The 21,336-nt window shown below is 71.0% G+C and carries 17 protein-coding genes; 6 read left to right on the forward strand and 11 right to left on the reverse strand.

From position 1 onward, the window contains the following. Positions 1-8 precede the first annotated feature (8 nt). Positions 9-1,445 (reverse strand): ribosome biogenesis GTPase Der, encoded by a 1,437-nt coding sequence (der, locus tag BC793_RS43040; RefSeq protein ID WP_109602415.1) that lies wholly within the window; start codon positions 1,443-1,445, stop codon positions 9-11. After that, positions 1,442-2,122, reverse strand: coding sequence for a (d)CMP kinase (cmk, locus tag BC793_RS43045; protein ID WP_109602416.1), 681 nt, complete (start codon positions 2,120-2,122; stop codon positions 1,442-1,444). The genes der and cmk overlap by 4 nt, the downstream gene beginning before the upstream one ends. Before the next feature lie 119 nt (positions 2,123-2,241). Here cmk and BC793_RS43050 point away from each other — a divergent pair, with 119 nt between their 5' ends. Then, positions 2,242-2,904 (forward strand): enoyl-CoA hydratase-related protein, encoded by a 663-nt coding sequence (locus BC793_RS43050; protein WP_109602417.1) that lies wholly within the window; start codon positions 2,242-2,244, stop codon positions 2,902-2,904. Between the two features lie 455 nt (positions 2,905-3,359). Here BC793_RS43050 and BC793_RS43055 read toward each other — a convergent pair whose 3' ends face one another. From BC793_RS43055 to BC793_RS43070, 4 genes are all read right to left on the reverse strand, one after another. Beyond that, positions 3,360-4,274, reverse strand: a complete 915-nt coding sequence (locus BC793_RS43055) for a DMT family transporter (RefSeq protein ID WP_109602418.1) — start codon at positions 4,272-4,274, stop codon at positions 3,360-3,362. Positions 4,275-4,338: 64 nt separating this feature from the next. Next, on the reverse strand, positions 4,339-5,247 hold the full coding sequence (locus BC793_RS43060) for an LLM class flavin-dependent oxidoreductase (protein ID WP_109602437.1): 909 nt from the start codon (positions 5,245-5,247) through the stop codon (positions 4,339-4,341). Positions 5,248-5,336: 89 nt separating this feature from the next. Continuing rightward, on the reverse strand, positions 5,337-6,857 hold the full coding sequence (locus BC793_RS43065) for a GGDEF domain-containing protein (protein ID WP_109602419.1): 1,521 nt from the start codon (positions 6,855-6,857) through the stop codon (positions 5,337-5,339). A gap of 4 nt (positions 6,858-6,861) precedes the next feature. Next, the gene (locus BC793_RS43070; protein ID WP_109602420.1) at positions 6,862-8,025 is read right to left on the reverse strand and encodes an FIST signal transduction protein; all 1,164 of its coding nucleotides are present in this window, start codon (positions 8,023-8,025) and stop codon (positions 6,862-6,864) included. Between the two features lie 298 nt (positions 8,026-8,323). Between BC793_RS43070 and BC793_RS43075 the strand changes: the two genes are divergently transcribed. Continuing rightward, on the forward strand, positions 8,324-8,863 hold the full coding sequence (locus BC793_RS43075; RefSeq protein WP_239170645.1) for a family 43 glycosylhydrolase: 540 nt from the start codon (positions 8,324-8,326) through the stop codon (positions 8,861-8,863). 47 nt (positions 8,864-8,910) lie between these two features. On the opposite strand, the gene BC793_RS43080 is transcribed toward BC793_RS43075, so the two are convergent. Then, on the reverse strand, positions 8,911-9,846 hold the full coding sequence (locus BC793_RS43080) for a TIGR03619 family F420-dependent LLM class oxidoreductase (RefSeq protein WP_109602422.1): 936 nt from the start codon (positions 9,844-9,846) through the stop codon (positions 8,911-8,913). A gap of 155 nt (positions 9,847-10,001) precedes the next feature. On the opposite strand from BC793_RS43080, the gene BC793_RS43085 reads away from it, so the two are divergent. Then, a complete protein-coding gene (locus tag BC793_RS43085; RefSeq protein ID WP_239170646.1) occupies positions 10,002-10,844 on the forward strand; it encodes a DUF4142 domain-containing protein in 843 nt (280 codons plus the stop codon). Positions 10,845-11,051: 207 nt separating this feature from the next. Here BC793_RS43085 and BC793_RS43090 read toward each other — a convergent pair whose 3' ends face one another. From BC793_RS43090 to BC793_RS43105, 4 genes are read right to left on the reverse strand one after another with little or no spacing between them, the layout of a single operon-like run. Continuing rightward, a complete protein-coding gene (locus BC793_RS43090) occupies positions 11,052-12,953 on the reverse strand; it encodes a glycoside hydrolase family 127 protein (protein ID WP_109602423.1) in 1,902 nt (633 codons plus the stop codon). A 7-nt stretch (positions 12,954-12,960) separates the two neighbouring features. After that, positions 12,961-13,722: a carbohydrate ABC transporter permease gene (locus BC793_RS43095; RefSeq protein ID WP_109602439.1), complete on the reverse strand. Its 762-nt coding sequence runs from the start codon at positions 13,720-13,722 to the stop codon at positions 12,961-12,963. Positions 13,723-13,763: 41 nt separating this feature from the next. Further along, complete coding sequence (locus BC793_RS43100; RefSeq protein WP_109602440.1) at positions 13,764-14,735, reverse strand: carbohydrate ABC transporter permease; 972 nt, start codon at positions 14,733-14,735, stop codon at positions 13,764-13,766. Between the two features lie 2 nt (positions 14,736-14,737). Continuing rightward, entirely contained in the window at positions 14,738-15,991 is a 1,254-nt protein-coding gene (locus BC793_RS43105) for a sugar ABC transporter substrate-binding protein (RefSeq protein ID WP_109602424.1), read from the reverse strand. A 182-nt stretch (positions 15,992-16,173) separates the two neighbouring features. On the opposite strand from BC793_RS43105, the gene BC793_RS43110 reads away from it, so the two are divergent. The 3 genes from BC793_RS43110 (at position 16,174) to BC793_RS43120 (ending at position 21,310) form a co-directional block, all read left to right on the forward strand. Continuing rightward, positions 16,174-17,172 carry a LacI family DNA-binding transcriptional regulator gene (locus BC793_RS43110; protein ID WP_109602425.1) on the forward strand — a complete coding sequence of 333 codons (999 nt, stop codon included), beginning with the start codon at positions 16,174-16,176 and terminating at the stop codon, positions 17,170-17,172. A gap of 219 nt (positions 17,173-17,391) precedes the next feature. After that, positions 17,392-20,856: a LamG-like jellyroll fold domain-containing protein gene (locus BC793_RS43115; RefSeq protein ID WP_109602426.1), complete on the forward strand. Its 3,465-nt coding sequence runs from the start codon at positions 17,392-17,394 to the stop codon at positions 20,854-20,856. Positions 20,857-20,911: 55 nt separating this feature from the next. After that, on the forward strand, positions 20,912-21,310 hold the full coding sequence (locus tag BC793_RS43120) for a DUF6582 domain-containing protein (RefSeq protein ID WP_109602427.1): 399 nt from the start codon (positions 20,912-20,914) through the stop codon (positions 21,308-21,310). Positions 21,311-21,336: the final 26 nt, after the last annotated feature.

The raw sequence follows: 21,336 nt of genomic DNA on the forward strand, positions 1-21,336 counted from the left end.
TAGCAACCTCACCCGTGGGCTTTTCCGCGACCCCCCGGCCCGGTCTTCTTTCGGGGCTTCACGGAGACCTCGATCGGCGTGCCCTCGAAGCCGAACTCCTCGCGCAGCTTGCGCTCGATGAAGCGCAGGTAGCCGGCATCGAACGGGGCCGTCGTGAACAGCACGAACCGGGGTGGGGCGACGCCCGCCTGGGTTGCGAACAGGACCCTCGGCGCACGACCGCCGCGGACGGGGTGGGGGGTTGCCTGGGTCAGGGCGGTCAGCCACTGGTTGAGAGCACCGGTCGGGATGCGGGTCTCCCAGGACGCCAGCGCGCGCCGGATCGCGGGGGCCAGTTTGTCGACAGCGCGGCCGGTCTTGGCGGAGATGTTGACGCGGACCGCCCAGGTCACCCGCTTGAGGTCGCGGTCGATCTCCTTGTCCAGGTAGAACCGGCGGTCGGGGTCGACCAGGTCCCACTTGTTGAAGGCGATGACCAGGGCCCGGCCGGCCTCGATGACCTGGGTGATGACGCGCTGGTCCTGCTCGCTGATGACGTCGCCGGAGTCCAGCAGGACCACGGCGACCTCGGCGGCCTCCACGGCGCCGGCGGTGCGCAGGGACGCGTAGTACTCGGTGCCGGACGCCTGGTGGACCCGCTTGCGCAGGCCGGCGGTGTCGACGAACTGCCAGACCTCGCCGTCCATCTCCACCAGGCTGTCGACCGGGTCGACGGTGGTGCCGGCGACCGAGTCGACGACCGCGCGCTCCTCCTTGGCCACCCGGTTCAGGAGGCTGGACTTGCCGACGTTGGGCCGGCCGACCAGCGCGACCCGGCGCGGGCCCCGCGGGCCGCCCTCGACGACCGGTGGGGTCGGCGGGAGGGCGTTGAGGATGTCGTCGAGCAGGTCGCCGGAGCCGCGGCCGTGCAGGGCGGAGATGGGGTGCGGCTCGCCCAGGCCGAGGGACCACAGGTGGACGGCCTCGAGTTCGAGGTTCTGGTTGTCGGCCTTGTTGGCGACCAGGATGACCGGCTTGTGGCTGCGGCGCAGCATCTTGACGGCGGCCTCGTCGACGTCGGTGGCGCCGACCGAGACGTCGACCACGAACACCACCACGTCGGCGGTCTGCACGGCGATCTCGGCCTGCGCCGCGATGGCGGCGGCCCGGTCGCGGGCGTCCGGTTCCCAGCCGCCGGTGTCGACGACGGTGAACCGGCGGCCGCTCCACTGGGCGTCGTAGGGGACACGGTCGCGGGTCACGCCCGGCTTGTCCTCGACGACCGCCTGGCGGCGGCCGATGATGCGGTTGACCAGCGTCGACTTGCCGACGTTGGGGCGGCCGACGACGGCGACGACCGGGACGGGACCGGAGAAGGAGTCTTCGGCGGTGGCGGAGTCGTCCGAGTTGAAGTCGAACCCGCCCTCGAAGTCGTTGATATCGAGGCCGGCGGGAAGTTCAGTCACTTACTTACCTTGCTGTTCAGCAGATGCAGGAGGTGGGCGACGACGTCGTCGATGCCCATGCCGGTGGTGTCGACCTCGACGGCGTCGGACGCCTGCTTGAGGGGGTCGACGGCGCGGCTGGAGTCGAGCTTGTCGCGGCGGGCCAGGTCGGCCTCGGTGGCCGCGACGTCGGTGGCGTCCTCGGCGCTGCGCCGGGCGGCGCGGGCCGCGGCGGACGCGGTGAGGTAGACCTTGAGGTCGGCGTCGGGGGCGACCACGGAGGCGATGTCGCGGCCCTCGACGACGATGCGCGGGTGGCCGGCGATGATGGCCTGCTGGAGGGCGACGAGGTGTTTGCGCACGGCCGGGACGGCGGCGACCGCGGAGACGGCGCCGGTGACCTCAGGGCCACGGATCGGGGCGTCGACGTTGGTGCCGTTGGCGGCGAAGTGCGGGGCGGACGGATCGGTGCCGATCGACAGCTCGGTCTCCAGCGCGATCTTGGCGATCGCGTCGGGATCGGCCAGGTCGGCGCCGCCCTGGAGGACGGCCCAGGTGATGGCCCGGTACATGGCTCCCGTGTCGAGGTAGACACCGTCGACCGCGGAGGCGAGGCGCCGGGACACGGTGGATTTGCCGGATCCGGAGGGGCCGTCGACGGCCACCACGCACTTCTCCGGCCGTTCGTGAAGTGCCACCGTTCCTCCTGAGGGATTGCCACCGCCGAACCAACCCTCCCATTGTGCCGAAGAGCGTGGCCATCGACGAACCGGGGCCGGTCCGCTATGTTACCCATGAGTAACTAAGGAGGCCTGCCATGCCGACCCTGGACCGTCACGACGACGTCTTCGTTCTCGACCTCGGCGACACCGAGAACCGTCTGCACCCCGACCTGATCACCGCCGTCAACGGCCTGCTCGACGAGGTCGAGAAGGCCCCGTCCCCCGCGGCGCTCGTGACGACCGCCACCGGAAAGCACTACAGCCTGGGGCTCGACCTCGACTGGCTCGTCGCACACGCGGATCAGCAGGCGGCGTACATCGCTTCCGTACAGGAACTGCTCGCCCGCCTGTTGGCCCTGCCCATGGTGACCGTCGCGGCCATGCCCGGCCACGTCTTCGCCGGAGGCGCCATGGTGTCGCTCGCCCACGACCTGAGGGTCATGCGCGCCGACCGCGGCTTCTGGTGCCTGCCGGAGGCGGACATCAACCTGCCCTTCACCCCCGGCATGAGCGCCCTCATCCAGGCCCGGCTCACCCCGCAGACCGCGCACGAGGCGATGGTCACCGCCCGCCGTTACGGCGGCCTCGAAGCCGCCGAACGCCACATCATCGACCAGGCGGTCCCCGCCGACGCCGTCCTTCCCACCGCGATCTCCCTCGCTCAGGCCCAGGCCGGCAAGGCCGGCCCGACACTCGCCACGATCAAAACCCGCCTGTACCCCGGCGTCCTGCAAGCCCTCCGCTCAAACCAGCTTTAGAGGTACGCCCCGCGAGCCCCGCCGAGCGCAAGAGGCACCACCACTCCCCCGGCCCACGGCGGTCACCCGAGGGCTGCGCTCCGAGCCCGCAGCCCTCGGTGGCGATGCCCGCACCCGCGCACCAACCGTGGCCGTGGCATGACCGGCGATCGGCGGGGTGACCCGCCGCCGAGTGGGCAGCGCAGGCCCGGCAACGGGGAGAAATCGCTGCTCAGCAATGCACTGCCATCCAGGAGCCGAAGAAAGCGGGCATCGACCGGAACCGTCATGCCCCGATCCTGCCCGCCGGGTACGACATTTTTCGGCCGCCCAGCGCCGGGCCCGGGTGGCCGTCTCCAGACCGGCACACCCGAGCCCACGAACTCCCGGCTCCGACACCTGCGCATCTCCAGCGAGACGGACCCGAATGGGCACTCTGCGGCTACGGGAGACAGCGTTCCGGTTCCGGTCGATCTCTAGCGGGACGGGGCCGGAGTGGGGTCGGGAGTGGGCGTGCGGCGGCTGCGGGAGACGGCGACACCGGCCAGGCACAGGGCGCCGCCGAGCAGGGTCAGCCAGCCGGGGACCTCGCCGAGGACCAGCCAGGACATGACGACCACGACGGCGGGGACCGCGTACGTCGTGGAGCCCATCCTGCCGGCGGTCGTGCGGGCCAGCGCGTACGCCCAGGTCGTGAACGCGATCGCGGTGGGGAAGACGCCGAGGTAGACGACGTTCAGGGTGATCGACAGCGGGGCCTCGGAGACGTCCGAGATCAGCCGGCCGGCGAACGGAAGGCAGGCGATCGCCCCGATCACACAACCGAACGTGGTGGCCTGCAGCGCGGTGGCGTGTTTCAGCGCGGGCTTCTGGGCCACCACGCCGGCGGCGTAGGTGACGGCCGCCACCAGGCACAGGACGACGCCGAGGATCGACGTGCGGCCGCCGCCGGACATGGAGAAGCCGACCACGAGGGTGCCGAGGAACGACACGACGATGCCGGCGAGCAGCCGGGGCGGGAAACCCTCGTGCAGGAGCCAGCCGGCGAGCAGGGCCATGACGGCCGGGCCGACGTTGACGAGCATCGCGGCGGTGCCGGCGTCGACGAGCTGTTCACCCCAGTTGAGGGCGACCATGTAGAGGCCGAACCAGATCACTCCGGAGATGATGATTCCCGGCCAGGCGGGGCGTGGTGGGAGCCCTTGACGGCTGATCGCCAGGAGGATCACCAGCGTGACGGCCCCGGCGAGCAGCCGGCCCAGGGCCAGGGAGCCCGGCGAGAAGTGCGGGGCCGCGGCCCGGATACCGACGAACGCGGACGCCCAGAGGACGACGGTGATCGTTGCCGCGGCGATGGCAGCGCGCGACGGGCGTACCGAATCGGGGGTCATGGGAGCAAGCCAAGCGTGCCGCGCGGCTGGGCGCTAGCGAGAATCGGACCTGGCGTTGCCGATGTCACAGCAGGCCGAGGGCCTGCACGGCCTCGAAAGCGGGGGTACGCACGGCGTAGCGGGTGATGCCCCAGCGCTTTTCGTGGCGCTCGATGGAGGCGCGGATCTCCTCGACGGTGCCGATCAGCACGAACGGTGCGGCAAGCAGATCAGAAACGGACACACCGATCTCTGCCGCGTGGGGCGCCGCGACCGATTCGGCATCGTCGGTGATCTCCATGATCTGGACGAGGGCCTCCAGCGGCGGTGGCGTCTGCCGGCCGGCGGCACCGGCGTGGACCTGCTCGATCTGGGCGTCGACCTGGTCCGGCCGCCAGCGGACGGTGTGACTGTGGCCGTCGGGAAGGGTGCGGCCGAGCCCGGACAGGCCGACGATGTCGGCGTGCGCGCCGGCCCAGCGCAGCAGGCGGGTGTTCGCGGTGCCGAGCAGCAGCGGGACACGCTCCTGAACGGGGCGCGGCTTGTCGAGGCGGGCTTCGTGCGCGTCGAGGTGCGGGGTGTGCACGGTGACGGTGCCGCCGTCCAGCAGAGCGCGAACGGCGTCCGCGACGGCGATGCAGCGTTCCACACGACCGGGGACGTCGGGGCGTTCGCGGCCGACGGCGAGCCATTCGGCGGGGGTGTGGCCGGCGCCGAGGCCGACGCGGGCACGGCCGCCGGAGACGACGTCGAGGGTGGCGACGTCGGCGGCGAGCAGCAGCGGTTCGCGGATGCCTGCGTTGGCGACGTAGGCGCCGAGGGTGATGCGGCTGGTCACGGCGGCCGCGGCGGCGAGGGCGACGTAGGGTGCGGCGCACGCGCCGGGGTGGTCGGCGGCCTGGAGGGTGTCGAAGCCGGCGTCTTCGGCGCGGCGGGCGAGGTCCAGCCAGGAGGCGGCATCAACGGGCTGCGCCTGGAGCGCGAAAGTGGTCACCACCCGAGCCTCCCATTCGGCTCCAGACGGATCGAAGAATTTCTGCGTACGGCAGACGCCGCGGGTCCGGCTGGCGGAGCGGGTGTGAGTCAGCAGGCCTGCGGCAACTCGGCGCGCATGTCCGGTTCGAACTCCTGGTAGGTGCCCTTCCGGGTCTTCTTCGCGCGGTACATCGCCAGGTCGGCCTCCTCCAGCAGGCGTTCGGCGGAGCGGCCTCCGCTGTAGGCGACGCCCACGCTGGCGCGGGTGAGGACGGTGCGGCCGGCTATGTCGTACGGCCGGGCGATGGCGTCGATGACCCGCTGGGCGATGTCGCGGGCCTGGTCGCGGTAGGTGAGCGGGTCCAGGAGTACGGCGAATTCGTCGCCGCCGAGGCGGGCCGGCATGTCGGTGTCGCGGATGGCGGCGCGGAGCCGGCCGGCGACCGCTCGGAGCAGCTCGTCGCCCGCGGCGTGGCCGAGAGTGTCGTTGACCTGCTTGAAAAGGTCCAGGTCGAGGTAGAGCAGGGCGGCGGTGCCCCCGGTGATGGTCTCCTCGACACGTTGCAGGAACAGGGCCCGGTTCGGCAGGCGGGTCAGCGGGTCGTGCTTGGCCTCGTGCACGGCGGCGAGAGTGTGTGCGCCGGTCAGCGCGAGGCTGGCCTGCTCGGCGAACGCGGCGAGCACATCGCGGCGCTCGGCCTCCCTAACCTCCGCACCGACACCGTCAGCGGAAACGATCACGGCAGGCGAAACAGCGCCCCCGGGCGAAACGGCGCCTATTCCGGCGGGCGACACGGCGGCAGGCAAAGCAGCGGCGGACGAAGCAGCGGCAGCAGGTGAGGCAAAGGTGGGTGAGACGGCGGTGATCACGAGGGCTCCGGCCACGTCGCCGTTGATGTGGACCGGCGCGGCCTCCAGGTCACCGCAGGTGACCGGTGCCCCCGCCGTCGCCGCGCGGTCCGCGGCGTAGATCAGGTCCTCGTGGTGGTCGCCGCAGACGGAGGCGACCGCGTCGCGCAGCACGAGTGCCACCGTCACCCCGTCGAGCAGGCCCGCCGCGCTGGAGGTGATCATGTCGAGGACCTCGGCGAGGGGCCGCTGGCCCGCCGACCGCTGGACGCGCAGCAGCGTCTCCAGCAGGCGTTCCCGGCGTTCCAGGGCCTCCACCAGCTCAAGGCGGGCGGCCGCCTCCCGCTCCTGGGCGAGGCGGAGACGGCGTTCCGCCTCCAGGGTGCGCAGACTGCGCAGCGCCAGCCCCAGGACCCGGGCCATGCCCTGCAGCATCTGCCGTTCCTCGGCCGCGAACGGTTCGTCGGCGCGGGCGACGACCAGGCGGTCGGGGGTGCCCGAGTCCCGGTCCAGGACGTGCACGGTCACGTGCATGGGGCCGGCGCCGGGGAACGTCGTCTCGTCGCATCCGGGGCCGAGGCTGGTGAACAGCGATGTCGACGGGGCCCGGCCGAGGCCGACCGACGCCGGGACCTCGTCGCCGCAGATCACCGCGGCCACCTCGGCGTCCGTCGCCTCGGTGGCGCGCTGGACGGCGAGGCGGGCGGCGGTGGACACGGTTCCGGCGCGGGTGATGGCGCTGAAGAACTCGGTCAGCTGCAGGGTCGACCAGCCGGACATGACCTCAGCCGAGGGCGAGTGCGACGACGGTCAGATGGTGCATGCCCTTGGCCTGCGGTTTGCGGACGATCTCGCCGTTGGAGTAGAAGCCGCCGTACGGGATCGGCTTGATCGCGTCGTGCAGGCGGGACGCGGCGAGGTCGGTGCCGTCGGGGCCGAGCGCGATCGACCGTACGCAACAGTCGAAGACCAGCAGGCCGAGGGCTTCCGAAGGAAGACCGGAGGTGGCCTCGACGGCAGCGGTGGAGGCGGCGTCGACGATGCCCTCGGGGTCGGCCTCCATGAACCAGACCATCGCGCCTTCGGGGGTGTCGGCGAGCCCGGAGATGGACCGGGTCGCCGGGTCGGCCTGGAAGATGACCCGGATGTCCTCGCCGGTGCGGCGGGCCAGTCCGAGCGGGCGGATGGTGGCGAAGTTGAGGAACGCGGCGGGGTCGTCGGCCAGGGCCGGGTCGGCGCCGGTGCGGCGCAGGTAGACGTCGAGGGCGGGTTCGCCGTCGAGTTCGAAGATGGTGCCGGATTCGCTGCGGGAGACGACCATCGGCTCGCCGGTCTTGCGCCAGCCGTGGGCGATGCCGATGCCGAACGGGGCGGGTGAACCGAGGGCCGCGCCGAGGACCGCGTTCGGCAGGAGCTGCACGGTGGTGCCGTCGCTGAAGAAGTGGAAGGTGCCGGTCTGGGTGACGTTGTCGCCGGCGCAGCCGCCGACCAGGGGTACGAGGGCGCCGGCGACGGTGTAGGCGCCGCGGACCATCTCCTGCTGGTCGCTGCTGCGGCCGTCGCCGAGCAGCAGGACGACCCGGTTCTCGGCGTCGACGTCGTCGAGGCAGGAGGCGGCGCGGATGCCGGCCTCGTACAGGTCGTCGACGTCGCGGGGGACGGCGCGCACCGACACGTCGTAGCCGCCGAGGGCGTTGACGACGACGCCGGCGCCGCCACCGTCGGCGGTGAACTCGCCGGACGTGGAGCAGCCGATCATGAGGACGTCGCCGCCGGCTTCGGCGTGCACGGCCTCGGCCATCTCCCGGGTGGCGTGGGTGAGCGACGCGAAGACGATCAGCAGGCCGGCGCGGCGCCCGCCGAGGGCATCCCGGCAGGCCTGGGTTCCGGCTGTCGCGGGATCCGCCGCCAGGCTACGTCCGACTCCGAACCACCGATCCGCGCCCATGTGCACTCCCGAGGTCAGCGGCTCGCGGTGCGACCCGTCCGGAAGAGATGTTCGGCGGTCCGGTCCGTCTTTTTACACATTTCGTACGGCCTACCGGGGCCACTGTGCCCGTCCGGCGCGAGGCAGGCCGGACACCGGGCCGCCAGGGCGCCGCACGGGCGGCGGCGGAATGTCACCGCTGTGAACGCATCCCCGGCGATCATGAGCAGGTCTGCTCGCCGCCGGCCTGGCCGGCATCCTCGCCCTGACCGTCGCCGGCACCGCACCCGCCCTCGCCGCCTACCCCGACCCGGGCGTCGTGACCGGCTCGACCAACGCCCACGACCCGACGATCGTGAAGCGCCCCACCGGCGGGTACCTACTGGCCACCACCGGCGACGGCATCACCCTGAAGACGTCGGCCGACCGCACCGCCTTCGCCGACGCCGGCCGGGCGTTCCCGAACGGCACGTCGTGGGCCACCTCCTACACCGGCGGCAGTGCCAACCTGTGGGCGCCGGACCTCTCCTACCGCAACGGCAGGTACTGGCTGTGCTACTCCGCCTCGACGTTCGGTTCCAGCCGGTCGGCGATCTTCCTGGCCACCAGCACCACCGGTGCGTCCGGCAGCTGGACCTACGCCGGCAAGGTGATCGAGTCGACCACGAGCACCGGCTGGAACGCCATCGACCCGACCCTGACGGTCACCCCGTCCGGCGAGTGGTGGCTGACCTTCGGCTCGTTCTGGTCCGGCATCAAGATGGTCACGACACCGATGCCGACGTGCTCGTCCGGCACCGCGAAGCTCGGCATCAACCTGCTGGGCTGGGACTCCTCGGCCTGGCCGTACGTCTACTGAGCCGGACGGCGCCGGCACTCCTCCCTGGTGCCGGCGCCGTCGGTGGTTCAGATCCCGGCGGCCCGCACGCCCGCGTGCAACTCGGCGGCCCGGTCGATGAGCTCCTTCACGTCCCGCAGGCCGGCCGGCAGCGTCAGGTAGACGTGGTCGGCACCGGCCTCGGCGAACGCCGCCACGTCCGCCACCAGTTGCTCGATGCTGGCGGTGAGCGGCTCCCGCGGCTCCACCGACGTCCCGGTCACCCCGAGCACCGCGATCTGCACCGTGCAGGAGATCGGCGTCGTCCGCCCCGCCTCGGCGGCCAGCTCCGCCAGCCGGGCCCGGGTCGCCGTCACCTGCTCCGGGGTGACCCCGCTGGCGACCCAGCCGTCGGCCCGCGCGGCCACCCGCCGCAGCGCCCGGTCCGCCCCGGCGCCCGCGCCGAGCAGCACCGGGATCCGGCCGGCCGGCTTCGGCCCGATGTCGGCTGCGCCCACCTCGTACCGCTGCGTGGAGTAACTGACCGGATTCGGTCCCCACACCGCTGCCGCGATGTCCAGGAAGTCGTCCAGCGCGCGTCCGCGCTCACTCAGCGGCACCGCCGCACCGGCCGCGAACTCGTCCGGTGACCAGCCCGCCCCGAGCCCGGCGACCAGCCGGCCGCCACTGAACGCGTCGAGGGTCGCCAGCTCCCGGGCCAGCCGCAGCGGCAGGTGCAGCGGCACCACCAGCACGCCGGTGCCGAGGGTGATCCGTTCCGTCACGGCCGCCGCCGTGCTGAGGGTGACCAGCGCGTCGGTCACCCCGCGGTAGATCTCCGGCCAGGCCAGCCCCGGCACCGAGTAGAGGCCGTGCGACCCGCTCTGGTCCTCCGGCACGAGGAACCGCTCGAACACCCACAGGCTGTCGTAACCGATCTCCTCGATCGCCCGCGCCGCGGCGACCACGTCGGCGCCGGGGGTGTAATGACTGAACTGGGGGAGGCTCACGCCGAGTTTCACCATGACCCGACGATTCCACAACGGACGGTCGGGTGCTGACTGCTTCCGGACAGGTCGCGCTCCCACGGTTGTGAAGATCTAGTGAATTGAGTTGATCCGACCGGCCCGGTAATCCGTGGTCATGGGCACGGGAGTCCCGCACAGACATCACACAGGTCATGGAGGCCCACGTGCTCGCCGTCGTCCGCATGTTCGCCTTGCCCCGCCGGCTGGCCGGGTTGCTCATCGCCGCGCTGGCGATCGTCCTGCTCGACCCTCGCCCGGCGCTGGCCGTCGAGCCGGGCGTCCCCGACCCGCCCAGCAACCTGATCACCGACACCGGTGCGGGAAAGATCTCCGCGGCCGACAAGGACTTCGTGATCAAGGTGCGCCTGGCCGGGCTGTGGGAGATCCCCGCCGGGGAGATGGCGCAGGACAAGTCGAAGAGCAACCGGGTCAAGGGCATCGGCGCGGACATCGCCGAGCAGCACAGGGTCCTCGACCAGCTGACCCGGGACGCGGCGAAGAAGCTCAAGATCCAGCTGCCGGACGAACCGAACGAGGATCAGCAGGGCTGGCTCCAGGAGATGGAGGACGCCAACGTCGGTGAGGACTTCGACCAGGTCTACATCGACCGGCTCAGGGCCGCGCACGGCAAGATCTTCCCGGCGATCGCCACCATCCGGACCAGCACCCGCAACGACACGGTCCGCAAGCTGGCCCAGCGCGCCAACCAGTTCGTGATGACCCACCTGACCCTGCTGGAGAGCAGCGGCATCGTCGACTTCGCGGCGCTGCCCACCGCCCCGGCGCCGAACGCCGCCCCGGCCGGCGCCACCTCGGCGAACCCGGTGCTGTCGGCGGCCGACGCGGGCAGCGGCAGCCCGTCGGTGAGCCTGCCGGTGATCGGCGTGGTCGTTCTCGTGGCGATCGGCGGTGGCCTGCTGTTCACCCGCAGGATGATGAACGACCCGCGCCGCCGCTACCGGCAGCGACGAAGCAGCGGCGGATACGGCTACTGACCCGACCGAAAGCGGTGATCACCCTCGTGGTGATCACCGCTTTCGGCGTATCAGGACCGCGTGAGGCCCCCGGATCCGGTGGAGTCGACTCCACCGGATCGGTGGGCGGCCAGGCGAGGTTGATGTAGTCCAATTCGGCGATGTGCGCCTGCACATGGAGGGATGCGGTGGCGCACGGTTTCACCTCGGTGGGGTGAGAGGGGACGGTCAGTCCTCCTGTGCGGCGAGCGGGATCCAGACCCGCATGGGGCCGGGTTCCCGGTTGGCCCACAGGAAGTAGGGGATGGCGGAGACCGTCGCGGTCGCCGCGGTGGAGCCGCCGGTGCGCAGGTCGCGATAGAGCGGCCGGTCCTGGGCGGTCCGGGCCCGCACCCCGACCCGCAGCGTGACCGGGGCGAGCCCACTGCCGTGGTGGGCGACCGCGACCGGTGCGGTGGCGTCGAGTTCCCAGTCCTCGAAGAGCGTGCCGCCGGCGGGCATGTCGGCGTGCTCCAGGCAGTACACGATCGGGCCGCGGACCAGGGCGGCCGCGCCGCGGACGGCGTCCACCCGCGGGTGCGCGGCGACCAGGCGGGCCGGCATGGCGAGGGTGAGAACGACCTCGTCGCCGGGATGCCAGATGCGGTGCAGGCGCAGGTAACCGCCCTGGGCGCGGGCCGGGGCCGGGGTGCCGTTGACGGTCAGGCGCACGTCGGTGCACCAGGCCGGCACGCGCAGTGACAGCCTCCACGGGTCGGCCGTGGTGCCGGTGACGGTCACGGTGATCTGCTCGTCCCACGGGTACCGGGTGGCGACCTCGACGCGGCGCGCACCGGAGGCGAACTCCCCGGCGCCGTAGAGGTGCAGTTGCAGGCCGCTGTCGTCCCCGGTGGCGGCGTAGGTGTGCAGCGACGCCATCAGCCGGGCCAGGTTCGGCGGGCAGCAGGCGCAGTCGTACCAGTCCAGCCGGTGGCCGGGGGCGTTCTCGTCGCCGCTGTCGTGGCCGGTGCGCCGCTGGAGCGGGGTGGAGTAGAAGAACGCCGTCCCGTCGACGGCGGTACCGGCCGCGATCGCGTTGTGCAGCACCCGCTCCATCTCGTCGGCGTAGCCGGCCCGGCCGGTGGCCAGCAGCAGCCGCCACGCGAGCTGGAAACTGGCGATCGCGGCGCACGTCTCGGCGTAGGCGCGGTCCGGCGGCAGCTCGTAGGCGTCGCCGTAGGCCTCGTCGCGGTGCCGGGAGCCCTGCCCGCCGGTCAGGTAGGTGCGGCTGTCCAGCGCCGAGTCCCACAGCTGCTCGACCGTGGCCAGCAGCGCCTCGTCGCGGGTCTCGACGGCCACGTCGACCGCGCCGGCCAGCAGGTACAACTGCCGCACGACGTGGCCGGTCACCTCGGCCGTCTCCCGCAGCGGCAGGTGGTCCTGGAAGTAGGCGGCACCGAAGCGGCCCTCCCCCAGCGTCCCGTGGCCCCGGTTGTCCAGGAGCCGGGCGGCGAGATCCAGATACGGGCGGTGGCCGGTCACCCGGTACAGCTCGGCGAGCGCCGTCTCCACCTCGGGATGGCCGTCGGTCTGCGGCGAGTCGCCGTACCGCTGCACCAGAAGGTCGGCGAAACGGCGGGCGACCGAGACGACCTGCTGGGCCACCGCATCGCCGGGCGCGGAACGTGCGGCGGCGACCGCCGCCTGGATCAGGTGCCCGGCGGTGTACATCTCGTGGCTGAAGTGCAGCTCGGCCCACTGCCGGTCACGCCGCTCCGGGTCCTGGTAGTAGGAGTTGAGGTAGCCGTCGGCGTCCTGGGCCTTCTCCAGCAGGGCGGCCACCTCCGCGGCGAACGCCGGTTGGGCACCCGACCAGAACGCCGCCTCCAGGGTCTTGTGCACGTCGGTGTCGGCGAACCAGTACCCACGGAACCCGGCGTCGGTGTCACCGTTGACGCGGCGCAGGTTGTCGAGGTTTCCGCGGGCCTCGAGGCTCGCCACACAGTGCGGCAGCGTGGCCGCGACGGTGCGGGCCTGCCAGCCGCCGAGCAGGCCGCCCGGGGTGAGCCGCACCGCGCCGGCGGGCAGCGGCCGCAGCACACCGAGGGCGCCGGGGGTGGGCACGACGGGACCGTGCTTGATGTCGCTCATGGTTCCTCTAGTCCTTGACGGCGCCGGCGGTCACACCGGCGGCCACGTAACGCTGGGCCAGGATGAGCAGCAGCGTCGCGGGGATCGACGCGATCACGGCGGTCGCCATGATCGCGTTCCACTGCTGGTTGTTGTTGCCGATGTAGTGGTAGATGCCGAGGGTGATCGGCTGGGCGTCGCCGCCGCCGTCGAGCGTCGTGGCGAAGACGAAGTCCGACCACGCCCACAGGAACGCGAACAGGCTTACCGTGACGATCGCGTTGCGCGACACCGGCAGGATCACCGACACGAACGTGCGCCAGGTCGTCGCGCCGTCGATCATCGCGGCGTGGATCAGCTCGTCGGGGATGCCGGACATGAACGCCGTGAAGATCAGCACGCCGAACGGCACCGCGATCGTCGAGTCCGCCAGGATCAGCCCGCCGACCGTGTTGAGCACGCCGAGCCGCAGGTAGATGGCGTAGAACCCCATCGCCATGATGATTCCGGGGATCATCTGGGCGATCAGCAGGACGAAGCTGAGCACGCCACCGCCCTTCGGGCGGAGCTTGGCCAGGGCGAAGCCGGCCGGTGCGGAGAGCGCCAGGGTCAGGGCCACGGTGCCGAGACCGACGATCAGGGACGTGCCGAGGTACGGCAGCTGCTGATCGAGGACGGCCCGGTAACCCTCCAGCGTCCCGTCCAGCGGGAACAGGTGCGGTGGGTCGGCCCGCATGTCGGTGTCCCGGGTGAAGGACACGTTGATCATCCAGTAGACCGGGAACAGCATGATCGCCGTGAAGATCAGCCCGAGGACGGTCTTCGCCCGTCTCACGCCTGCCTCCTCTGGAAGCGGATGTAGAGCAGGCCGAAGAAGAGCGCCATGACGATCAGCAGGTTGCCGACCGCGGCTCCGGGGCCGAACTCGGGTAGCAGGCTGCCGAAACTGAACCGGTACGACCAGGTGGCGAACGTGATCGACGCGTCCGCCGGGCCGCCCTTGGTCATGATCCAGATGAGGTCGAAGACCTTGAGCGTGTAGACCAGCCCGAGCAGCAGGGTGATCGCCGAGACCGGGCGCAGCAGCGGGAACGTGACCCGCCAGAAGCGCTGCCAGCCGTTGGCGCCGTCGATGGACGCCGCCTCGTGCACCTCGGCCGGGATCGCCTGGAGTCCGCTGTAGAGCACCACCAGGTTGAACGGGATGCCGATCCAGACGTTCGCGATGATCACACTGGTCAGCGCCCAGTCCGGCGACGTCAACCAGTTGACGGGATCAACATGTATCAACTCAAGTGCATGGTTGACGATCCCGGAATCACTGTTGAGCATCCATGTCCATGTTGATGCACTCACGATCAACGGGAGCAGCCACGGGACCAGGAACAACGCCCGCAACGTCGCGGACAGCCGGAAGTTCTGGGCGAAGAAGACCGCCAGCGCCAGGCCGATCGCGAACTGGAACGCGATGCTGACGACGGTGAACGTCAGGGTGTGCAGCAGCGCCGGCCCGAACGCCGGATCAGCGAACACGTCGCGGTAGTTGTCGAAGCCGGAGAACGGGGCGTCACCCTGCACGAAACTGCGGACCGTGTAGTGCCGCAGGCTCAGGTCCAGGTTGCGGTAGAGCGGGTAGGCGTAGAAGGCGAGCAGGTAGATCACGATCGGGGCGAGGAAGGCCCACGCCGTCCAGTGCCCGCCCCGGCGTCCACGGCCCGGCGTGCCCTCCGCCCGCGCCCCCGCTCCCCCGCCCGCCGGAGCGGACGGGGAAGCGGGAACGCCGGTCGTCACATCGTGTGCCATCGTCACTTGGTGGCTGCGGCGGCCGTGGTCTGCGCCGTCTTCAGCGCCTCCGCCGGGGAGGCCGAGCCGCTGAGCGCGGCCTGGAACGCGGTCCACAACGGCTGCGAGATCTTCGGGTACTTCGTGCCAAGGTCGTCACTGGTCCGGCCCTTGGCCGCCTTGACCGCCTCGACCCAGACCGCCAGCTGCGGGTTCGCCGCGACCTGCTTCTGCTGCACGGCCTCGGTGGCCGCGATGTACGACAGCGTGGTGTCCGTGGTGAACGCGTTGTCGGCACTGCTCAGGCAGGCGATCAGCTTCTCGGTGACGGGGTAGCGGCCGGTCTCGGTCTGCACCGGGGCGGTCACGAACTCGCCACCGGTCGGGGCGGGTGCGGTGCCGCCGGCCTGCGACGGGATCGGGATGATGCCGTACTCGAAGCCGGTCTTCTCCGCGTTGGCCAGCTGCCAGGTGCCGTTCTCGCTGAAGGCGAAGTCACCGGCGGCGAACTCCTGCCAGCTGGTGGTCTGGGTGTTGTTGAGCACCGAGTTCGGCGCGTGGCCGTTCTTGAGCCAGCCGTTCCACAACTCCAGGGCGGCGACACCCTGCGCCGAGTCGAGCTGGGTCAGGCCGGCGCCGGAACCCCAGAACCAGGGCAGGAACTGGAACGAGCCCTCCTCGGTGCCGATCGCCGAGAAGGTGATGCCCTTCTTGCCGGTGGCCTTCACCTTCTCCAGCGCCGCGGTCAGCGACGCCCAGTCCTTGATCGCCGCGGGGTCGACCTTCGCGCCGTCGAGGATCTTCTTGTTGTAGTAGAGGGCCAGGGTGTTGGCGCCGATCGGGATGCCGTAGGTCTTGCCGCCGATCCGGCCGGCCGCCAGCAGGTTCGGCTCGACGGCCGCGGTGTCGACCTTCAGCTCGTCGGTGGTGGTGAGCACCCCGGCGTCGGCGAGGGTGGAGACGACCGGGTTGTCGACGATCAGTACGTCGGGCGAGTTGCTCTGCTGGGCGGCGAGCAGCGCCTTGTTGGTCAGGTCGGTGGTGTCGTAGCCGGTGCGCTTGACCGTCACCCCGGCGTCGGTCCCGCACCTGGTCAGCAGCTTCACCCAGTCCGAGCCGTCGTCGAACTGCGGGTACGGGTCCCAGATCGTGTAGTCGCCGCCGGCTGCACCGGTGCCGCTCGCGCCGGGCTCGGAGCCCTTCGAGCAGCCGGCCAGCAGGCAGGCGGAGATGACGAGAGCAGCTGCCGCACGCAGACGTCCCCGGGTCGTGGTCATATCGGATCCCCTTGCACGTGGAGGAGGATGGCGGGGAGGGTGACGTTCCTGATGAGAACCATGAGGAAATCGATTGCCTAGACGCTAGGGAGCGCCTTGCTCGCATGTCAAGGGCAAGTTACGGTCACATGACGAGCGTGCCGGAAACGGTGCAGGAAACTGGGGAGGAAACGCTGAGCACCATGGATCGCGCGGTCACCATCAGCCAGGTGGCGGCGCTCGCGGGGGTCTCCACCGGCACGGCGTCCAAAGCGCTCAACGGCCGGGGCGCACTGCGGCCGGAGACCCGGTTGCGGGTGCAGCAGGCCGCCGAGCAGCTCGGATTCGTCGCCAACGCGGCCGCCCGCAGCCTCCAGACCGGCCGCACCTACACGGTCGGGATGATCACCACCGACAGCATCGGCCGGTTCAGCATCCCGCTGCTCATCGGTGCCGAGGACGCGCTCGGCGCCGGCCAGATGTCGATCTTCCTGTGCGACGCCCGCGACGACCCGATCCGCGAGCAGTACTACCTGCGTACGCTGTTCAGCCGCAAGGTCGACGGGATCATAGTGACCGGCCGCCGCACCGACGCCCGCGCGCCGATCGGGATCGGCCTGCCGGTCCCGGTGGTGTATGCGTTCATCAGCTCCACCGACCCGCGGGACTGCTCGGTCGTGCCCGACGAGGCCGACGGTGCCCGCCGCGCGATCAGGCACCTGCTCGCCATCGGCCGGCGCCGGATCGCCCACGTCACCGGCCCGGAGCACCATCACTCGGCCACTGTCCGGGCCCGGGCGGCCGAGGAGACGCTGGCCGGCGAGGGTGTCCGCCCTGCGACCCCGACGCTGTACGGCGAGTGGAGCGAGGCCTGGGGCCGGCAGGCCGCCGGGATCCTGCTGTCCACCGGCGCCGACGTGGACGCGGTGTTCTGCGGCAGCGACCAGATCGCCCGCGGTCTCGCCGAGGCCCTGACCAAGGCCGGAAAGCAGATCCCGGGGGACGTGGCACTCGTCGGTTTCGACAACTGGGACGTCATGGTGGAGGGCTGCCAGCCGGCCCTGACCAGCGTCGACATGGACCTGGAGGGGATCGGCCGGTCGGCCGCGGAGATGCTGCTAGCGGCGATCAACGGCACCCCGGCGCACGGCCGGCACGCCCGCCCGGGCCGCCTGATCCCCCGCGCCTCGACGGCCGTCTGAGGTTCCCGGCTGGTTGTCACCGCTGTCTCAGCGGCGCTGAGACAGCGGTGAGAGCCAGCCGGGAACCCCGCACGGCGACCGTGAGGCAAACGGTTTCCCTTACAAGTCATTGACGAATGCGGATTGAGTTCGTAACCTGGCCGAAATCCCTCGTTGACTGAACGCAAGCGCTTGCCCGCGTTCGCTTGTTAACGCTCACATCACGCTACGGAGCGATGCATGAGAGCCTGGAAAGTCCCGATCCTCGCCGTGATCCTCGCCGCGACACCCGCGACCCCCGTGCTGGCCGCCGACCTTCCGGCGCCGGTGCTGGCCTACGAGTTCGACGACGGCACCGTCACCGACAGTTCCGGTAACGGCCTCCACGGCACCCTGGTCAACGCCGCCACCGCGGTCTTCGCCGACGGCGCCCTGCACCTGCCCGGCGGCGCCCCCACCTCGAACGGCGCCTACGTCACCATCCCCCGCGGAGCCCTCGAAGGCCGCACCGACCTGACCGTCTCGGCCCGCGTCCGATGGGACGGGACGACCGCACCCTGGCAGTGGATCTACGCGCTCGGCAAGGACAACAGCCGTTACCTGTTCACCACGCCCTACAACGGTGACGGCAGGCTGCGCACCGCCGTCACCACGGGCGGCGGCGGCGCGGAGGCACAGGTCACCGGCTCGGCGGCACTGCCCGCCGACGCCTGGAAGACGCTCACCGTCACCCTCGGCGGGGGACGGCTCACCACGTACCTCGACGGGGTGGCCGTATCGCAGGCGACGACGGCCCTGACCGCCGCCGACCTCCTGGACGCCGGGACCACGTCGGCGGGTTTCCTCGGCAGGTCGTTCTATCCCGACCCGCTCTTCGACGGGGCGATCGACTCGTTCCGCGTCTACGGCGCCGCGCTGACCGCCGAGCAGGTCGTCACGGAGTCCGGCGTCACCCCGCCGATGGTCACCGGCATCACCGCGACGGCCTTCGACGTGCGCACCACGACCGGGACGGCGCCGGCACTGCCGGCCACGGTCAACGGCAGCTTCACCGACGGGTACGACCGGAGCGTCCCGATCGTCTGGGCGGCGGTCGACCCCGCCCGGTACGCACAGCGCGGCACCTTCACGGTGCCCGGGACCGCGGCCGGCCGGGCCGTGACCGCCACCGTGACGGTGATCCGGGAGGGCGAGCTGGTCGTCGACCTGGCGAAGTCGACCGGCGCGTTCCACGGCGGAGCATCCGGCACCCTCTACGGCCTGTACGGCGACGGCGTGCCCACCAACAACCTGATCGAGGGCATGCGGCTGCGGACCGTCTCGACCAAGGCGCAGGACGGCCCGCAGCATCCCGGCGCCGACGCCCTCGAAGTCGTGAAACCGCTGGCCGACAGCACCGGCGGCGACACCTACATCTACATGACCGACATCCACCGCGGCTTCCCCTACCAGTGGCCGGGCGGCACCGGTGAGGAGAAGCTGAACCTCTTCAAGGACAAGATCGCCAAGCAGGTCGACCAGGTCCTCACCCTCGCGCCGGAGTATCAGGACAACGTCGTCTTCGTGCCGTTCAACGAGCCCGAGGGCAACATGTTCGGCACCGGCGAGTGGAGTTACGACGGGGTCAGCTGGCTCAGCGACCCGGCCGACTACTTCCGGGCCTGGGACGACGTCTACGCCCTGATCAAGGGGAAGATGCCCACCGCGCGGATCGCCGGGCCCAACACCAGCATCCTGTTCGACCAGGTCAAGGGCTTCCTCACGCACACGGTCGCGGCCGGCACCGTGCCCGACGTGATCACCTGGCACGAGCTGAGCCACCCGGAGGCGGTCCGCGACAGCGTCGCGAAGTACCGGACGTGGGAGAGGGAGATCATCGGCCGGGAACTGCCGATCAACATCAACGAGTACGCCTTCAACTACCACACCAGTGTGCCCGGCCAGATGATCCAGTGGATCTCGGCGATCGAGGAGTCCAAGGTCGACGCCGACATCGCGTACTGGAACATCGACGGCAACCTGTCCGACTCGGCGGTGCAGGCCAACCGCGGCAACGGGCAGTGGTGGCTGTACAACGCCTACGGCAGCATGACCGGCGACACCGTGCACGTCACCCCGCCGTACCCGGGCCGGAACTACACGCTCCAGGGCGTCGCCTCGCTCGACAGGAGCAGGAAGCAGGCGCGGGCCATCGTCGGCGGGGCGACCGGCGCCGGCTACATCCGGTTCGACAACGTGCCGAAGACCTTCGGGAAGAACGTGCACGCGTGGATCCGGGAGATCCCGTGGACCGGGCAGGTCGGCGACTCGGCCCCGCCACGGCTGATCGCCGAGAAGGAGTTCAAGGTCGTCGACGGGTCGGTCGCGGTCGAGTTCGACGAGCTGATCGAGTCGTCGGCGTACGAGATCGTGCTGGGCCCGGGCAGCAGGACCGCCGTGGGGCAGCCGCCCACCCGGTGGCAGGGGTCGTTCGAGGCCGAGGAGGCGAAGTACACCGGGAGCGGCTACAGCCGGAACGGCCCGGAGGGCTCGCCGTCGGACGTGTCGAAGTTCTACACCTCGGGCGGCTTCAACGTCGGTGGCCTGCGCACCGGCAGTGACGGCGTCCTCGACTTCACCGTCGACGTGCCCGCCGACGGCACCTACGACCTGAGCGTCTTCGCCAACTCGCTCAACACCTACGACGCGGTCCGGGAACAGGGGCCGACGAACGTGTTCCTGCGCGTCGACGGCGCCGCCGAACAGGAGCTGTTCCTGCCGCCGGCCTACAAGTGGGTGGTGTGGGACCACGCCGACACCACGGTCAGGCTGACCAAGGGCACCCACACCCTCGCGCTGGCCGCGAGAAGCCTCGACGGCACCAAGGCCACCAGGGGCGACGCGATCATCGACCGGATCACCCTGGCCCTGCCGAACCCGGCCGCCGCCACCGACGTCTACGAGGCCGAACTGTCCGACCTGAAGGGCGCCCGTTCCGTCGCGGGCGGCGCCGAACTCGGCCGGCACGGCAGCGCCACGTTCTGGGTCTACTCGAAGGCCGACGCGTCCGCGATCGTGGAGGCCGTCGGCGACCGTGACCTGCGGATCACGGTCAACGGGATCGCGGTCGGCGGCCGGAAGGCGGCGGTGTCGCTGTCCGGCGGCGTCAACAAGGTCGTCGTCACCGGCAGGTCCGCGACGATCGACCGGCTCACCGTCCGTCAGGGCGCCGGGGCGCTGCCGTCGGTCTCCTACGAGGCCGAGGCCGCCACTCCGGCCGGCAGCGCCACGGTCACCGCGAAGTCGCTGGCCAGTGGGGGTGCCGTGGTCACCGGGGTGACCGGCCCGAACACCCTGACGTTCACCGTCGCGGCCGACCGGCCCGGGACGTACGCGCTGCGGATCCGCTACTCGAACCCGGAGCAGGCGGTCGCCACCCACTACAACCCGGACCCGCTGACCCGGCACGCCGACCTCACGATCAACGGCGGTACGGCGAAGCGGGTGCTGTTCCCGCACAGCTTCCACGACAACAACTTCTGGGAGCTGACCGTGCCGGTGACCCTGAAGCGCGGCCAGAACACGGTCGCCTTCTCGTCGGCGGAACTGCCGAACTTCGACGGGGTCACGTACGCCTCGGAGACCTGGCCGGACGTGCTGCTGCGCTCGCGGTACGCACCGGTGATCGACCGGGTGACGGTCGCGCCGTACAGCGCCCTCCGCTGACCTCGAAGGCGGGTCCCGGCCGCATGGCCGGGACCCGCCGGGGTATCGATCGGGCATGGCTACTCGACGAACGAAGAATCACGAACTGGACGCGGCCGACCGCAACGCGATGCCGGACAGCGTGTTCGCGTTCCCGCGGGTGCGCAAAGAGCCGCTCAACGACGCGAGCCACGTCCGCAACGCGATCGCCCGCTTCGACCAGGTCCGCGACGTCAGCGACACCGAACGCGACGAGGCGTTCCAGCGGATCCGCAAGGCGGCCCGCAAGTTCGGTGTGGAGATGACCGAGACCCGCTGGCAGCAGCTCGGCAAACCGGCGAAGTCGATGAAGTCGTCGGACAAGCCCCGGGACACCGCGAGCAAGGCCGAGCTGTACGCCCAGGCGAAGAAGCAGAACATCACCGGCCGGTCGGCCATGACGAAGGCGGAGCTTCTCAGCGCCCTCCGGAAGTAACTGGTCCAACCAGTTGACGGGTTGAC

The organism is Actinoplanes xinjiangensis (assembly GCF_003148685.1).
GTDB lineage: Bacteria > Actinomycetota > Actinomycetes > Mycobacteriales > Micromonosporaceae > Actinoplanes > Actinoplanes xinjiangensis.

Excerpts from the sequence above, each read along its gene's own strand:
- BC793_RS43085 (WP_239170646.1), top strand. The coding sequence starts at position 10,002 with ATGGAGGCCCACGTGCTCGCCGTCGTCCGCATGTTCGCCTTGCCCCGC.
- BC793_RS43095 (WP_109602439.1), bottom strand. The coding sequence starts at position 13,722 with ATGCTGTTCCCGGTCTACTGGATGATCAACGTGTCCTTCACCCGGGAC.
- BC793_RS43080 (WP_109602422.1), bottom strand. The coding sequence starts at position 9,846 with ATGGTGAAACTCGGCGTGAGCCTCCCCCAGTTCAGTCATTACACCCCC.
- BC793_RS43110 (WP_109602425.1), top strand. The coding sequence starts at position 16,174 with ATGGATCGCGCGGTCACCATCAGCCAGGTGGCGGCGCTCGCGGGGGTC.
- BC793_RS43050 (WP_109602417.1), top strand. The coding sequence starts at position 2,242 with ATGCCGACCCTGGACCGTCACGACGACGTCTTCGTTCTCGACCTCGGC.
- BC793_RS43055 (WP_109602418.1), bottom strand. The coding sequence starts at position 4,274 with ATGACCCCCGATTCGGTACGCCCGTCGCGCGCTGCCATCGCCGCGGCA.
- BC793_RS43120 (WP_109602427.1), top strand. The coding sequence starts at position 20,912 with ATGGCTACTCGACGAACGAAGAATCACGAACTGGACGCGGCCGACCGC.
- BC793_RS43115 (WP_109602426.1), top strand. The coding sequence starts at position 17,392 with ATGAGAGCCTGGAAAGTCCCGATCCTCGCCGTGATCCTCGCCGCGACA.
- BC793_RS43105 (WP_109602424.1), bottom strand. The coding sequence starts at position 15,991 with ATGACCACGACCCGGGGACGTCTGCGTGCGGCAGCTGCTCTCGTCATC.
- BC793_RS43100 (WP_109602440.1), bottom strand. The coding sequence starts at position 14,735 with ATGGCACACGATGTGACGACCGGCGTTCCCGCTTCCCCGTCCGCTCCG.
- BC793_RS43065 (WP_109602419.1), bottom strand. The coding sequence starts at position 6,857 with ATGTCCGGCTGGTCGACCCTGCAGCTGACCGAGTTCTTCAGCGCCATC.
- BC793_RS43090 (WP_109602423.1), bottom strand. The coding sequence starts at position 12,953 with ATGAGCGACATCAAGCACGGTCCCGTCGTGCCCACCCCCGGCGCCCTC.
- BC793_RS43070 (WP_109602420.1), bottom strand. The coding sequence starts at position 8,025 with ATGGGCGCGGATCGGTGGTTCGGAGTCGGACGTAGCCTGGCGGCGGAT.